This window comes from Streptomyces longisporoflavus, assembly GCF_014649775.1.
Classification (GTDB): Bacteria; Actinomycetota; Actinomycetes; order Streptomycetales; family Streptomycetaceae; genus Streptomyces; species Streptomyces longisporoflavus.
In genome coordinates this window covers 69,050-83,686 of record NZ_BMTR01000018.1, presented here as the reverse complement: position 1 = coordinate 83,686, position 14,637 = coordinate 69,050, and the positions used below count along the sequence as shown (strand labels likewise).

The window sequence follows — 14,637 nt, the reverse complement described above, 5'->3', positions numbered from 1 at the left end:
GACCGCTGTCGACCCTAGCGGGGTCTACCGTCGATCGCGGTACGGACTCAGATGCCGACCTTGATGCGCGAGAAGCGCTTCAGGGTGACACCGGCCTCGTCCAGGACCTTCTGGACGGACTTCTTGTTGTCGAGAGCGTACGGCTGGCCGAGGAGGGTGGCCTCCTTGAAGAAGCCGTTGACGCGACCCTCGACGATCTTGGGCAGCGCGGCCTCGGGCTTGCCCTCGGCGCGGGTGGTCTCCTCGGCGACGCGGCGCTCGGACTCGACGACCTCGGCCGGAACGTCCTCACGGGAGAGGTACTTCGGCGCGAAGGCGGCGATGTGCTGCGCGATGCCCTTGGCGAGGTCGGCGTCGGCCTTGTCCAGCTCGACCAGAACACCGATCTGCGGGGGCAGGTCGGGCATGGTGCGGTGCATGTACGCGGTCACGAAGGTGCCCGAGAACTGCGCGAAGCGGTCCAGGACGATCTTCTCGCCGAGGTTGGCGTTGGCCTCGTCGACGTACGCCTGGACGGTCTTGCCGGCCTCGATCTCGGAGGCGAGCAGCGCGGCGATGTCGGCGGGCGACGTCTTGGCGATGTGCTCGGCCAGCGAGTTCGCGACGGCCTGGAACTTCTCGCCCTTGGCGACGAAGTCCGTCTCGCACTTCAGCTCGACGATCACGCCGGAGGTGTTGTCGTCGGCGATGAGGGAAACCACGGCGCCGTTCTCGGCGGAGCGGCCCTCGCGCTTGGCGACGCCCTTCTGGCCCTTGATGCGCAGGGCCTCGACGGCCTTGTCGACGCTGCCGTCGGCCTCGTCGAGCGCCTTCTTGCAGTCCATCATGCCGGCGCCCGTGAGCTCGCGGAGCTTCTTGACGTCAGCGGCGGTGTAGTTCGCCATGATCCTGAAATTCTCTTTCGGAGGTCTGAAAGATCTACGGGTGAACGGCGGGGGCCTGTTGGGCCCCCGCCGTCAACTACCGAACCTGTGAAGGTCAGGCCTGCTCGGTCTCCGCGGCGGGGGCCTCGGCCTCAGCAGCGGCCGGGGCGTCGGCCTGCTCGGCGTCGGCGGCCTTCTCCGTCTCGGCGGACTTCTGAACCTCGGCCTCGGCCTCGGCGGCCTTCGGCTCGTCAGCCTTCTTCTCGCCCTCGAGCAGGTCGCGCTCCCACTCGGCGAGGGGCTCACCGGCGGCCTTCTCGCCCGGCTTCTGGTCGCCCGTGGCGACGCCGGAACGGGCGATGAGGCCCTCGGCGACGGCGTCGGCGATCACGCGGGTGAGCAGGGTGACGGAGCGGATCGCGTCGTCGTTGCCCGGGATCTTGTAGTCGACCTCGTCGGGGTCACAGTTGGTGTCGAGGATGGCGACGACCGGGATGTTGAGCTTCCGGGCCTCGCCGACCGCGATGTGCTCCTTCTTGGTGTCCACGATCCAGACGGCGCTGGGCACCTTGGACATCTCGCGGATACCGCCGAGGGTCTTCTCCAGCTTGGCCTTCTCGCGGGAGAGGACGAGCAGCTCCTTCTTGGTGAGGCCGGACGCGGCCACATCCTCGAAGTCGATCTGCTCGAGCTCCTTCAGGCGCTGCAGGCGCTTGTAGACGGTCGAGAAGTTGGTGAGCATGCCGCCCAGCCAGCGCTGGTTCACGTAGGGCATGCCGACGCGGGTCGCCTGCTCGGCGATGGCCTCCTGCGCCTGCTTCTTCGTGCCGACGAACATGACCGTTCCGCCGTGGGCGACGGTCTCCTTGACGAACTCGTAGGCGCGGTCGATGTACGACAGCGACTGGAGCAGGTCGATGATGTAGATGCCGTTGCGCTCCGTGAAGATGAAGCGCTTCATCTTCGGGTTCCAACGACGGGTCTGGTGACCGAAGTGGACGCCGCTTTCCAGCAGCTCCCGCATCGTGACGACGGCCATGGCCGTACTCCTTGGTGTTCTCGGTTGTGCCGCGTCCGCCGGATGGCGGTCGCGCCTGACGCCCGCGATGCGCCGTGCCGCAGAGGACCGAGAGGCGCTGGCACCTGGCTTTTGATGGCCTGGTGTCGGGGCGTGCGAAGTCGACCCGGTGACCCGGATCGCCACAAGAAGTGTACGGGACCCGCGAGGCAGCGGGTGACGCCGCTGTCCACAAGCGGCTGGTCATCCACAGATCCGGGCCATGATCCCTGCGGAGGGGCCCGGCGCGGGACGGTTCTGGCATGTCTCACATGCGAAGAAGCCAGGTCCTCGTGCTGCTGACCGTGGCACTGATCATCACGGCGGTCCTGCCCGCGGGTACCGCCGGTGCCGCCGGGGAGCCGGTGCCGAAGGTGGGCGGCGGGTGGCCCGTGGGGGTGCGGCCCGCCGTCGTACGGGGCTGGGAGCCTCCGGCGACGGAGTACGGCCGGGGGCACCGGGGTGTGGACCTCGCGGCGCCGCCGGGCGCCGTGGTCCGGGCGGTGGCTCCGGGCAGGGTCTCCTTCGCGGGCCGGGTGGCGGGCCGCGGTGTGATCGCGGTCGAACTGACGGGCACGGGAGATCCGCCTTTGCGCACTACGTACGGGCCGGTGCGGGCCACGGTCGAGAAGGGCGCCGAGGTGGTGACGGGCGAGGCCCTCGGGGTACTGGAACTCCCCCCGGTACCGGCCCACTGTCCGAGCAGCTGCCTGCACTGGGGCCTGCTCCGGTCCGACACGTACCTGGACCCGCTTTCGCTGCTGCCGCCGTGGCTGCTGAACCGCGGGGCACCGCGCCTGCTCCCGGTGATCGACGTGCCACTGCTGCGACTGCTCCCCTGGTGGCCGGCCACCCGACCGAACGCCACATCGAGGCCAGGCCCCGACACCCGAGGCCCGGCCCCGGAGCGCCATATTGACCGCAGCCCCGGTGAAGGCGGGCTCAGCCCCGTACGCCCCGCAGCGCCATGGTGACCGCAGCCTCGGTGATGGCGGTCGGGTCCTCCGCGGCGCCCAGTTCGATGCGCCGCACGGCCGCGTCCACGACGCCCTGCAGCAGCATCGCCGCGAGCCGCGGCTCCGCGTGGCCGAGCTCGGTCAGGGCCTCGCCGATCATGGCGACGAGCCCGCCGTGCGCGGCGCGGATCTTCTCCCGCGCCCCCGCGTCCAGCTCGGCCGCGGAGATCGCGACGACGGCCCGGTGGCGCCGGTCGCCGACCAGAGCCAGCTGCCGGCGCACATACGCCTCGACCTTGCCCTCGGCGGACTCGGCCCGCTCCATCGCCGCCGAGACCTCCGCCGCCCAGACGGGGAAGTCGACCTCGCACAGCTCCTCGACGACCGCGGCACGCGACCGGAAGTACTCGTACACGGATGACCGCGCGAGCCCCGTGCGCTCGGCGAGGGCGGGGAAGGTCAACGCCTCCGTACCGCCCTCGGACAGCAGGGACCGCGCTGCGTCCAGCAGGGCGCCGCGCTGCATCGACCGGTGCTCGGCCACAGAGGCCGCTCGAATCCTTGGCACGCACTCCACTCTACGGATGTGACCACCAGGACGGGAGTCGACGGGGAGCCGAACCACCTCGCGGAACTCCGGACGCCCGCCCGCGGCGCCGGCCCGCGGCAGGGACGATTCAGCGCGCTCAGCGGCCGAAACTCGCCAGCTTCGCCCGCAGCTGAAGCACCGATTTCGTGTGGATCTGGCTCACCCGGCTCTCCGTCACGCCGAGCACGTTGCCGATCTCGGCGAGCGTGAGACCTTCGTAGTAGTAGAGGGTGACGACGGTCTTCTCGCGCTCGGGAAGCGTATTGATGGCGCGCGCGAGCAGCCGCCGGAGCTCGCGGTCCTCGGCGACCTCCACGGGGTCGTCGGCCGCGGTGTCCTCGAGCGTGTCCATCAGGCTCAGCCGGTTACCGCCCTCGCCGCCGACGTGCAGCAGCTCCTCCAGGGCCACCACGTTCGCCAGCGACAACTGGCTGAAAACAGCGTGCAGTTCCTCCAGCGCGACCCCCATCTCCCGGGCGACCTCGCTCTCCGACGGCGTACGCCTCAACTGCGCCTCGAGCGTGGCGTAGGCCCGCTCGACGTTGCGCGCCTTCTGCCGCACGGACCGGGGAATCCAGTCGAGCGCCCGCAGTTCGTCGATCATCGCGCCGCGAATGCGGGTGATCGCGTATGTCTCGAACTTGATGGACCGCTCGATGTCGAACTTCTCGATCGCGTCGATCAGGCCGAACACCCCGGACGAGACGAAGTCGGCCTGCTCGACATTGGGCGGAAGCCCCACGCTGACCCGGCCCGCGACGTACTTCACCAGTGGCGAGTAGTGCAGGATCAACTGCTCGCGCAGCCGCCCGTCGCCCGTCTCTTTGTACGACCGCCACAGCTCGTCCAGCGACGAGGGCGCGGGGGGCCGCTCCCGCTCGCCGCTACGGGCGGCGGGGGGAGCTGCCGCCCGGTCGGACCCTGAGGTGTGCTGGGGCATTCGTCGCCTTGAGCCGTTCTGCCGTGAACTGGTGGAGTCGTGCGAGCCGATGGATTCGCCCGCACCCGCGTGGTGGTGAGCTTGCGTGAAGTGAATGAGGTTGTCCGTCTGCTTGCCTGTGGTTGCGTGTGGCTGCCTGTCCGCGTCGGAATCCTTGTGAGCGTAGCGTGACTGGAGTGTCGCAGTGTGCGAACAGTAGGGGATGCCGCGCACGCAGATACGTTCCGCTGGGCCTCCCACCGAGCTCTTCCCGTTGCCCTCCGTGATGGCCGCGAGGCCTCAACTCCACGTTCTTGCAAGGCCATCAGGAGTTCATCCAGACGGCCGAACACGCTCGGTCACGGTCCTCCCCCTTCCGGGAAGACCGACACGTTCGCCTGGCGTGTCAACTGCCAGCCGTCGCCGTGTCGTTCGACGAACCCGAGAGAGCGCAACTCGTACAACCGACCGACTGCTTCGTCGACCACCGTGCCCGCGCCGAGGGCGATCTCCCGGACCGACGCACTCCCGCGGGCAGGCAGCGCCGCCAGGACACGCGCGGCGTCCGCGGAGAGCAGGTCGCGCGGCACGAGAGGTCCGCGCCGCTCCGGGGCCAGCTCGCCCATGTCACCCACGAGCTCGACGATCTCCGCCGCGTCGGTCACCAGCACGCCGTCGCCCCGCAGCAGTTCATGCACTCCCGCCGAGAGCCCGCTGGTCGCGGGGCCGGGCACTCCCATGGTGAACCGGCCGAGATCCCGCGCACTGCGCGCCGTGGCGAGCGCCCCACTGCGATACGCGGCCTCGACGACCACGCAGCCCCTGGTCAGAGCGGCGATCACCCGGTTCCGGAGGATGAATCTGCTCGGCGTCGGATGATCACCCGGCGGTAACTCCCCGACCAGCAGACCCTGTTCCGCGATCCTCCTGATCAACTCGGCGTGTCCCCGCGGATAGGCCCGGTCGACCCCGCACGCGAGCACCGCGACCGTGGCCCCACCGGCCCCCAGGGCACCCCGGTGCGCGGCCCCGTCCACTCCATAGGCGCCGCCCGACACGACCACCCACCCCCGCTCGGCAAGCCCCGCCCCGAGCCCGGCCGCCATATGCGCCCCGTACTCCGTGCAGGCCCGCGCGCCGACCACGGCCACCGACCGGAGCGCCCATATCCGCAGGCTGGGCCGCCCCCGCACCCAAAGCCCCACCGGCCGCGCGTCCCCCAGGTCGTCCAGCTGAACGGGCCACTCAGCCTCCCCCGGACACACGAACCGCACCCCCGCGTCCCGCGCCACCGCCAGATCCTGTCCGGGCCGCACCTTCCCGGCCCGCGCCCGCAGCCCTTCCCACCGCACCGGCGTCACCCCCTCCAGGCGCTCCTCCCCGGCGCTCAGCCGCCGCATCACTTCGGCGGCCCCCACCTCCCGCAGCCACCGCCCTGCCACCTCGTCCCCCGGTTCGAGGATCCGGGTCAGAGCGACCCGCGCGAAACGCTCCTCCTCCGTCGGAGTCATGTCAGCGCCCCGATCGCCGTAGGCACACCCCGCGCCACCCCCGTACGCAATTGCAGTGCAAGGGCGACATCCTGCGCGGCGGGCCGGTCACGTCCTGCGAGGTCCGCGACGGTCCAGGCGACCCGCAGAACCCGGTCGAGCCCGCGGGCGGTCAGGAAGCCGCGCTCCAGGTCGAGTTCGGCGGCGTCCAGGGCGCCCCGTTCGGCGGGCCATCGCGTGCGCAGCGAGTGTCCGGGCACTTCGCTGTTCGTCCGCCACCCGGTGCCCGTCAGCCTGGCCGCCGCTCTCTCCCGCGCGACGCGCACCCGGTCGGCGACCGTCTGCGTGGAGTCTCCCCGCGTGCCGAACCCGGCCAGTTCCGACCGCGTGACCGGCTCCACCTGCACCTTCAGGTCGATCCTGTCGAGCAGCGGGCCCGAGAGCCGCGCTTGGTAGCGGCGGACGGCGGAGGCCGGGCATTCGCAGCCGTCGCCCAGGAGCGTGTGCCGACCGCAGGGGCAGGGGTTGGCCGCGAGCACCATCAGGAATTTCGCGGGCAGTCGCACCACGCCGGCGCTTCGGGCGATCACCACATGGCCCGCTTCCAAGGGCTGGCGCAGGGAATCCAGGGTCTGGCTGCTGAACTCCGGCGCCTCGTCGAGAAACAGCACGCCGCGATGGGCCAGCGAGACCGCCCCCGGCCGCGCGATCCCCTTGCCGCCGCCCACGAGCGACTGCATCGTCGCCGAGTGGTGCGGCGCGCAGTACGGCGCGGTGTCGACCAGGGGTCTGCCCGGTGGCAGCATGCCCGCCACGGAGTGGACGGCCGTCACTTCCAGGGACTCCTCCCTGGTCAGCCGGGGCAGGATCGCAGGCAGCCGCTCCGCGAGCATGGTCTTGCCCGCTCCCGGCGGGCCCTGCAAGAACAGATGGTGCCCGCCCGCCGCCGCGATCTCCACGGCGGTCCTGGCCGCTGCCTGTCCGACGACGTCGGCAAGGTCCAGGGCTCGGGCGTCCTCCGAACAGCCGCTGAGCCCCGTGCCCACGCCGGTCCCCGGCACGCAGAGTCCCGCGAGCAGCGGGTCGGGCCGGCCCGGCTCTGCCGGCTCTTCCTCCGGCACCGGTTCATCGGTCAGCACGGCGATCAGCTGCCGCAGGCTGCGCACCCCGAGCACCGAGACGCCCGGCACCAGTGCGGCCTCGGCCGCCGTGCACTCCGGGACGACGACCTGCTCGTAGCCCGCGTCCGCCGCCGCGAGGACCGCGGGAAGCACTCCCCGGACCGGTCGCACCCGCCCGTCGAGTCCCAGCTCGCCGATCATCACGATGTCGGTGAGGGTCCGCGGATCGATGCGCTCCGCCGCGCCGAGCACGGCACAGGCCACCGCGAGATCGAAGCCGCTGCCTCCCTTGGGCACCGACGCCGGGCTGAGGCCGACGGTGAGCTTCTTCTGGGGCCATTCACCGCCCGAGTTCACCACCGCGGCCCTGACCCGGTCCCTGCTCTCCGTCAGGCTCTTGTCCGGGAGCCCGACCAGCGTGAACGCGGCGACACCGGGCTCCAGATCCGCCTGGACCTCGACGACCACACCCTCGACGCCCACCAGCGCCACGGAGCACGTACGCGCGAACCCCATCAGGCCACCCCCCGCGCGTGCTCCACGACAGGGGCGCCACGGCGCGGGACCAGCACGCCGACGAGGTCGATCCGCACCCCGCCCGGCGGCGGTCCGCCGCGTTCCTCGATCCAGCGTTCGGCCAGGCGCCGCAGCCGCTCCGCCTTGGTCCTGCTCACGGCCGCCATCGGATGCTGGAAGACCGCGGAGCCCACGAAGCCCGCCCTGCGCGTCTTGACCTCACAGACGACCAGCGCTTCGCCGTCCATGGCCACGATGTCGATCTCGCCGGTTCTGCCGCCGCGCCAGTTGCGCTCCAGAACCGTCATTCCGGCTTCGCTCAGCCGCCGCGCGGCCAGATCTTCGCCGTACCGCCCGAGTGCCCCTTGTGCGTTCATGCCGGCACCACCTCCGACACCCACCCTGGGGCTCACCCCCGAGCGGTGTGGATCTTGGTGGACGGCTCATCCGTTGTGGACAACTCGCTCACCCGTGACGGTGAACGCGGCGGTGAACGCGGCGATGAACCCAGTGGCGCCCAGGCGGTGGACTCAGCCTCCCGGCAGTTCGAGATCGTTCTTGTTGAGCTCCTCGATATTCACGTCCTTGAACGTCAGGACGCGCACCTGCTTCACGAACCGTGCGGGCCTGTACATGTCCCACACCCAGGCGTCCGCCATGGACACCTCGAAGAAAACCTCACCCTGGACCGAGTGCACCTGCATCTCGTAGTCATTGGTGAGATAGAAGCGCCGTTCGGTCTCGATCACATATTTGAACAGACCGACGACATCGCGGTACTCCCGGTAGAGCTTCAGCTCCATCTCGGTCTCGTACTTCTCGAGGTCCTCGGCGCTCATGGCATGTTCCCCTTCAGCCGTGCGTCCCCCTATTGTGCGTCAGCCCCTGGAGCCTCTACGCGATTTCCGCGTCGAGGATCTCGGGCCGGCTCGGGGGACCCTCGTCGAGCAGCCGGCGAAGCAACTCGGCGAGCCTGGTCGGATACACCGTCTCATGTGCCTCGGTCAGTTCCCGGCACGTCCACCAACGCGCTCCCGCGACAGTCCGCTGTTCCAGCTCCGTCAGCCCCGTCGCCCGCGTGGACGTCTGTGACGTACGCGCGAGGAAGTACCGCTCGTCCTGGTCCCAGCGCCGTCCGGCGAAGGGGAACGAGCAGAACCGCTGCCACAGGGCGGGACCGAGTTCGACCTCGGTGATGCCCGTCTCTTCCATGAGTTCACGCAGCGCGGCCTGTTCATGCGTCTCGTCGCCCTCCAGACCTCCGCCCGGCGTGAACCACCAGTCGTTCGCCGGGTCCTCCGGCTCATGGCCGTGCAGCAGCAGGATCCGGTCCCGCGGGTCGAGCAGCACCACCCGCGCGACCTTGCGCGGCGCCGTCGGCCGGGGCTCAGCCGGCATGAGCGGTCGCTCCGGAGTCCTCGCGGCCGGACGGACGCTCGCGCCCGCGCCCGAACCGCTTGGCCACCGGGCCGTACGCCGCGCCGCCCAGGACGAGGACGGCCCCGGCGACCACCGCCCACACCATGAGCCGCACGGGCCCGGGGTCGGAGATGCCGCCCTGCATGTCCGCGAAGCCCTCGGGGCGCTCCAGCGTCCCGAACCTGTCCATCGGCCAGGCCACCGCGTCGACCCGGCCCTCCACCGCGCCGCGCGGCACGGAGCCGTGGTTGGAGTCACCCAGGTGCACGCTGGAGTCCAGGGAGCCGCTGCGCTCGTCGCCGAGCAGGAAGAGGTTGCCCTCGGGAACCGTGGTGGCCGGGATGCCGGTGGCCGCGGCGCCCTCGCCCTTGAGCAGATACGGTTCTGCGACGGGCTTGCCGTTGACCATCAGCTTGCCGTCCGTGCAGCAGGAGATCCGGTCACCGCCGACGCCGACCACGCGCTTGACCATCGGCAGGTCGCCCCAGCTCGCCTGGCGGAAGACGACGACGTCGCCCCGGCGCACGTCGCTGCCGTCCATCCGCTCCGCAAGCACCCGGTCGCCCGCGCCGATCGTCGGCGTCATCGACCCGGTGGGAACGGTGTACGGCTGGTACACGACGGCGCCCCAGACGAAGCCTCCCAGGAAGAGCACACAGCCGAGGGCCACGGCGATGCCCGACAGCACGCTGCCGAGCCGTCCGTGGCCCTCGTCCGTACGTTGTGTCCTGCTCATCCCAGTGCTCCCCCATATCGGAGACGACCCCGCGCCCCCGACGAGCGGGAGCGCGGAAGATCAGCGATCTGGGACGGCACCCTACCCGGCGGTACCTCCGCCAGAAACCCTCGCGGCCCGGGCAGCGGCCACCGTGAGACGGCGCCTGCGCCAGAGCACGACAGGAACCGCACCCGCGAGCCCGAGGGCGGCGGGCGCCGCGCTCATCGCGGCGTTGATGCCCTGCTGGTCGAAGGTGTCCGGCTTGGGCAGCGTCGCCCAGCGGGTGGGCGGCCAGGCGATCACGATGGCGCGGCCCACGACGTTGTCCGCGGGGACGGCGCCGCCGCCGGGCTGGTTCTGGTGGTAACGGGAGTCCAGCGAGTTCTGCCGGTGGTCGCCCATGACCCAGATTTTGCCTGCCGGAACGGTGATCTTGAACTGTCCGCCCTGGTCGTCGACCGTGCAGGGGGTGTTGCCCTCGAAGACGTACGGCTCGTTCAGCGCCTTGCCGTTGACCTTCACCGGGCCTGTGCCCTTGCACTCGACCGTGTCGCCACCGACCGCGATGACCCGCTTGATCAGGTCCTTCTCGTCGGCGGACGGCATCAGGCCGACCCAGCCGAGTACTCGCTGAATGGCGTTCGGGTCGGGCGTCGGCTCACCGTCCAGCCAGTGGCCGGGGTCCCTGAAGACGACGACCTCGCCGCGCTCGGGCTCCGAGCCGAACCACGGGGTCAGCTTGTCGACCAGTACGCGGTCGCCCTTCTGGAGCGTGTTCTGCATCGAGTCCGAGGGAATCGAGAACGCCTGCACCAGGAAGGTCTTGATCACAAGCGCCAGGATCAGGGCGATGCCGATGAGGAGCGGCAGTTCCTTCCAGAAGGAGCGGGGCTTCTTCGCCCCCTTGGCCCGCTTTCCGTCCTGCTCGTCGGGTGCGGGCGTGGCGCCCGCGGGGTCACTCCCGGGGCTCACGCCGTCCGCTGCGGCCTCTGCCTCGGGCTCGTCCGAACGCCCTGGCTGCTCCTCGGGCCCACCGTGTCCGGACCGTGCGCCGACCGCCACATCCCCCACATCCACTCCTCAGTCCGTGCCGCTGCCCGCTCCTGATGCGATGCAGGCCCACCACTCCCATAACGAGCGGGAGTTCCGCAGGGGTCGGGAGTCCGGTCAATCCGTATCGATCGCCGGTAGCCACCCTATGCGACAGCCCGATGGCGTCGACCGACCCCGCACGCGCGTCGGGCACGGACGCGTACGTATCGGGCTCCTCCAGCTTGCGCCAGTGGTCGAAAGGCCAGGCGATGACGAGCGCGCGCCCCACCACGCTGTCCTCCGACACGGTGCCGCTGAACTTCTCGGTCCGGTGGAAACGGGAGTCGGCCGAGTCCGAGCGGTGGTCGCCCATGACGAAGAAGCGCCCTTCGGGGACCTTCACCTCGAACTCGAATGACGACGGCTCGTCACCCGGATTGAGGTAGGGCTCGGTGAGCGGGACGCCGTTGACCGTGAGTTTCTTGTTCTTGTCACAGCACTTCACGGTGTCGCCGCCGACGCCGACCACGCGCTTGATCAGATCCCGTTCGTCGTCGGAGGGCAGCAGTCCGATGAAGGACAGGCCTTCCTTGATCTGCTTGACGCCTACGGGGTCGTCCTTCTTCTTGGTGCGTTCGTCCTTGAGCCAGTTGCCGGGGTCCTCGAAGACGATGACATCGCCGCGCTCGGGCTTGGCACCGAACCACGGGGTGAGCTTGTCGACGAGGACGCGGTCACCGACCTTGATCGTCTGTTCCATCGAACCCGAGGGGATCACGAAGGCCTGCACCAAGAAGGTCTTCAGGACCAGGGCTATGAGCAGCGCGACGCCTATGAGGAGAGGTATCTCCTTGATCGCCGAGCGCCTCCTGCGCCGCTTGACCTTCTTCGCGAGCTTGCGCCGCTCGGCCCTTCCGGGCAGTACGGGGCCGCTGGTGGGCCGGGATCCGGTGGGCAGCCTGGTGTCGGCCCGGTGACTGGCCTCGCGCGTACGTCCGCGGTTACCCATGGGCGCCGCCTGGTGCCGGCACGCGCGCGTAGCCGTCCGGACGCTCCAGAGAGGTCCAGTGGCCGACGGGCCAGGCGATCCAGTCGGCTCTGCCGATCACCGAGTCGACGGGGATCATGCCGCCGCCGGGCTGGCCGAGGCGGTCGCGGGAGTCACTGGAGTGGCTTCGGTGGTCGCCGAGGAGGAACAGGCTGTCTTCGGGGACGACCGCGACGAAAGGCACTTTCGAGGGGGCGTCCCCCGGGTACAGGTACGGCTCGTCGACGGGCTCGCCGTTCACCTTGATCCTCCCCCGCTTGTCGCAGCAGACCACCCGGTCTCCCCCCACCCCCGCGACCCGCTTGATGTAGTCGGCATCTCCGAAGTAACCGCTGCCGTCGAAGACGACCGCGTCACCTCGCTGCGGCTCGGAACCGAAACGGTACGCCAACTTGTTGACGAGTACCCGGTCTCCGACCCGGAATGCGGGCTCCATGGAGCCGCTGGGGATCTGGAAAGGCTGCATCACGAAGGTGCTGACGACCAGCAGGGACACCATGCAGAGCAGCAATGTCAGAGTGATTCTGCCGCCGGGCAGCCGGGAGACCAACGACATAAAAGCGGAGCGCGACCGGTCCTCCGTCCCCGCGGACTCCCCGTCGCTCTCGGCGCTCGGGGAATCGGTGGGTGGGGAGGAGCGGTCGCGCTCCGTGTGCTGTGCTTCGGTGTCCATCGGGGCCAGATGCTATCCGGCCCCGCTGTGGACCCGCGCGCTAGCTCAGTTGTCGCGCTTCTCCTTGATCTTCGCGGCCTTGCCGCGCAGCTCACGGAGGTAGTACAGCTTCGCGCGACGCACGGCGCCGCGGCTGACGAGCTCGATCTTCTCGACGATCGGGGTGTGCACCGGGAAGGTGCGCTCCACGCCGACGGAGAACGAGACCTTGCGGACCGTGAAGGTCTCGCGCACGCCGGCACCCTGGCGGCGGATGACTACGCCCTTGAACTGCTGCACACGGGAGCGGTTGCCCTCGATGACGCGCACGTGGACGTTGACGGTGTCACCGGGACGGAAGGCCGGGATGTCGGTGCGCAGCGAAGCGCTGTCGACGGAGTCGAGCAGGTTAGCCATGATCGTCTGCTTTCTTCACTGATGCCACAGGTCATCAGCGGGAAGGTCGTGATGAGGATTCGATAGCTGATCGCGTCGGGCGGGCGTCGTTCCCCCTGTGGCAGGGGCGCACGCTGGACGTACAGCAGCGACCTATTGTTCCACGGCGTCGGGGTCTCGCCCAAATCGGCCGTCGGGCCCCGGCCGCCACCCCAGGATCGAGAGCATCTCGCGGTCCTTCTTGTCGAAGGCCGCGGGGTCGCAGCGCTCGATCAGGTCGGGCCTGTTGCGGACCGTGCGCCGCAGCGCCTCGTCCCTGCGCCAGCGCGCGATCTTGCCGTGATGGCCGCTGATCAGGACGTCCGGGATGCCGTGCCCGCGCCACTCGGGGGGCTTGGTGTAGACGGGCCCTTCGAGGAGGTTCGCCATGGCTCCGGGGGCGAAGGAGTCGTCGCGGTGGGACTCGGCGTTGCCGAGGACTCCGGGCAGGAGCCGGGCCACGGCCTCGGTGACGACCAGGACGGCCGCCTCGCCGCCGGCGAGGACGTAGTCGCCGATCGAGACTTCGTAGACGGGCATCCGGGTCGCGTACTCGTCCACGACGCGGCGGTCGATGCCTTCGTAGCGCGCGGGCGTGAAGACCAGCCAGGGCCGCTCGGAGAGCTCCACGGCCAGTTCCTGGGTGAAGGGCCGGCCACTGGGCGTGGGGACGACCAGGACGGGCCCGTGGGCCCCTGCCTCGTACCCCTCGGCGAGCACGTCGTCGAGGGCCGCACCCCAGGGGTCGGTCTTCATGACCATGCCGGGGCCGCCGCCGTAGGGGGTGTCGTCGACCGTGTTGTGCCGGTCGTACGTCCACTGCCTGAGGTCGTGCACGTTCACGTCGAGCTGTCCACGCGCGCGTGCCTTGCCGACGAGGGAGACGTTCAGGGGGTCCAGGTACTCGGGGAAGATCGTGACGACGTCGAGCCGCATCAGGCCTCGTCCCCCGAGGGAGCCTCGTCGTCCCTGGCGGAAACGATCTCCGCGCGGTCGTCGATCAGGCCGGGCGGCGGGTCGATGACCGCCCGCTGCTCCTCCAGGTCGATCTCGGTGACGATCTCCTCCACGAAGGGGATCATCACCTCGCTGCCGTCGGGCCGCTCGACGATGAACAGGTCCTGCGAGGGCAGGTGCGAGATCTCCGTGATGCGGCCGACCTCGAGCCCGTCCTTGGTGACGACGTCGAGGTCCATGAGCTGGTGGTCGTAGTACTCGTCCTCGTCCTCCGGAAGCTCTTCCGGATCGACCTCCGCGATCAGCAGCGTGTTGCGCAGCGCCTCGGCGCCCGTGCGGTCACGTACGCCCTCGAAGCGCAGCAGCAGGCGGCCGCTGTGCACCCGGCCGGTCTCGATGGTCAGCGGCCCCGTGGAGGCGGGGTCGGTGGCGAGGACGGCGCCGGGGCCGAGGCGCAGTTCCGGCTCGTCCGTACGGACCTCGACGGTGACCTCACCCTTGATGCCGTGGGCGCGGCCGATCCGCGCGACTACCAGCTGCACTGCTCTCTCCTGTGTCTGCGGACGACTACGGGCCGGGGTGGGCGCAGAAGCCCTCCCCGGCCCGTGCCGGTGCTACCTGTGGTTCAGTGAACCTGGTCCACGTCGACGAGGTCGACGCGGACACCGCGGCCGCCGATGGCGCCCACGACGGTCCGCAGAGCGCGCGCGGTGCGGCCGTTGCGGCCGATCACCTTGCCGAGGTCTTCCGGGTGGACCCGGACCTCGAGCACGCGCCCGCGGCGCAGGTTGCGCGAGGCGACCTGCACGTCGTCGGGGTTGTCGACGATGCCCTTCACGAGGTGCTCGAGAGCCTCCTCGAGCAT

At 70.1% G+C, this 14,637-nt stretch carries 17 protein-coding genes and 1 pseudogene; 1 reads left to right on the top strand and 17 read right to left on the bottom strand.

Annotated elements, in window-relative coordinates; genetic code table 11:
- Window positions 1–47: 47 nt before the first annotated feature.
- Together tsf and rpsB are read right to left on the bottom strand one after the other, a co-directional pair.
- On the bottom strand, window positions 48–884 hold the full coding sequence (gene tsf / locus IE226_RS31230) for a translation elongation factor Ts (RefSeq protein WP_190084772.1): 837 nt from the start codon (window positions 882–884) through the stop codon (window positions 48–50).
- Window positions 885–978: 94 nt separating this feature from the next.
- Window positions 979–1,902, bottom strand: a complete 924-nt coding sequence (gene rpsB / locus IE226_RS31225) for a 30S ribosomal protein S2 (RefSeq protein ID WP_190084771.1) — start codon at window positions 1,900–1,902, stop codon at window positions 979–981.
- A gap of 290 nt (window positions 1,903–2,192) precedes the next feature.
- On the opposite strand from rpsB, the pseudogene IE226_RS31220 reads away from it, so the two are divergent.
- Window positions 2,193–2,744 (top strand): annotated as a pseudogene (locus IE226_RS31220) (peptidoglycan DD-metalloendopeptidase family protein); the annotation flags it as partial.
- A gap of 118 nt (window positions 2,745–2,862) precedes the next feature.
- Here IE226_RS31220 and IE226_RS31215 read toward each other — a convergent pair.
- The 15 genes from IE226_RS31215 to IE226_RS31145 form a co-directional block, all read right to left on the bottom strand.
- The gene (locus IE226_RS31215; RefSeq protein WP_190084852.1) at window positions 2,863–3,420 is read right to left on the bottom strand and encodes a TetR/AcrR family transcriptional regulator; all 558 of its coding nucleotides are present in this window, start codon (window positions 3,418–3,420) and stop codon (window positions 2,863–2,865) included.
- 142 nt (window positions 3,421–3,562) lie between these two features.
- Window positions 3,563–4,405: an RNA polymerase sigma factor WhiG gene (gene whiG / locus IE226_RS31210; protein WP_190084769.1), complete on the bottom strand. Its 843-nt coding sequence runs from the start codon at window positions 4,403–4,405 to the stop codon at window positions 3,563–3,565.
- 338 nt (window positions 4,406–4,743) lie between these two features.
- On the bottom strand, window positions 4,744–5,895 hold the full coding sequence (gene dprA / locus IE226_RS31205) for a DNA-processing protein DprA (protein WP_190084768.1): 1,152 nt from the start codon (window positions 5,893–5,895) through the stop codon (window positions 4,744–4,746).
- A complete protein-coding gene (locus tag IE226_RS31200; protein ID WP_190084767.1) occupies window positions 5,892–7,511 on the bottom strand; it encodes a YifB family Mg chelatase-like AAA ATPase in 1,620 nt (539 codons plus the stop codon). Before IE226_RS31200 ends, dprA begins: the two co-directional genes overlap by 4 nt.
- On the bottom strand, window positions 7,511–7,888 hold the full coding sequence (locus IE226_RS31195; protein ID WP_190084766.1) for a YraN family protein: 378 nt from the start codon (window positions 7,886–7,888) through the stop codon (window positions 7,511–7,513). The genes IE226_RS31200 and IE226_RS31195 overlap by 1 nt, the downstream gene beginning before the upstream one ends.
- A gap of 153 nt (window positions 7,889–8,041) precedes the next feature.
- Window positions 8,042–8,350, bottom strand: a complete 309-nt coding sequence (locus IE226_RS31190) for a DUF2469 domain-containing protein (protein WP_069765426.1) — start codon at window positions 8,348–8,350, stop codon at window positions 8,042–8,044.
- A 55-nt stretch (window positions 8,351–8,405) separates the two neighbouring features.
- On the bottom strand, window positions 8,406–8,909 hold the full coding sequence (locus IE226_RS31185) for an NUDIX hydrolase (RefSeq protein ID WP_190084765.1): 504 nt from the start codon (window positions 8,907–8,909) through the stop codon (window positions 8,406–8,408).
- Entirely contained in the window at window positions 8,899–9,666 is a 768-nt protein-coding gene (gene lepB / locus IE226_RS31180; RefSeq protein ID WP_190084764.1) for a signal peptidase I, read from the bottom strand. Before lepB (IE226_RS31180) ends, IE226_RS31185 begins: the two co-directional genes overlap by 11 nt.
- An 81-nt stretch (window positions 9,667–9,747) precedes the next feature.
- Entirely contained in the window at window positions 9,748–10,719 is a 972-nt protein-coding gene (gene lepB / locus IE226_RS31175) for a signal peptidase I (RefSeq protein WP_190084763.1), read from the bottom strand.
- Entirely contained in the window at window positions 10,604–11,689 is a 1,086-nt protein-coding gene (gene lepB / locus IE226_RS31170) for a signal peptidase I (RefSeq protein ID WP_190084762.1), read from the bottom strand. Before lepB (IE226_RS31170) ends, lepB (IE226_RS31175) begins: the two co-directional genes overlap by 116 nt.
- On the bottom strand, window positions 11,682–12,401 hold the full coding sequence (lepB, locus tag IE226_RS31165; RefSeq protein ID WP_190084761.1) for a signal peptidase I: 720 nt from the start codon (window positions 12,399–12,401) through the stop codon (window positions 11,682–11,684). Before lepB (IE226_RS31165) ends, lepB (IE226_RS31170) begins: the two co-directional genes overlap by 8 nt.
- 45 nt (window positions 12,402–12,446) lie before the next feature.
- On the bottom strand, window positions 12,447–12,797 hold the full coding sequence (gene rplS / locus IE226_RS31160; protein WP_160507458.1) for a 50S ribosomal protein L19: 351 nt from the start codon (window positions 12,795–12,797) through the stop codon (window positions 12,447–12,449).
- A gap of 132 nt (window positions 12,798–12,929) precedes the next feature.
- A complete protein-coding gene (trmD, locus tag IE226_RS31155; protein ID WP_190084760.1) occupies window positions 12,930–13,751 on the bottom strand; it encodes a tRNA (guanosine(37)-N1)-methyltransferase TrmD in 822 nt (273 codons plus the stop codon).
- Entirely contained in the window at window positions 13,751–14,314 is a 564-nt protein-coding gene (rimM, locus tag IE226_RS31150; protein WP_190084759.1) for a ribosome maturation factor RimM, read from the bottom strand. Before rimM ends, trmD begins: the two co-directional genes overlap by 1 nt.
- A gap of 83 nt (window positions 14,315–14,397) precedes the next feature.
- Window positions 14,398–14,637, bottom strand: coding sequence for an RNA-binding protein (locus tag IE226_RS31145; RefSeq protein WP_119295199.1), 240 nt, complete (start codon window positions 14,635–14,637; stop codon window positions 14,398–14,400).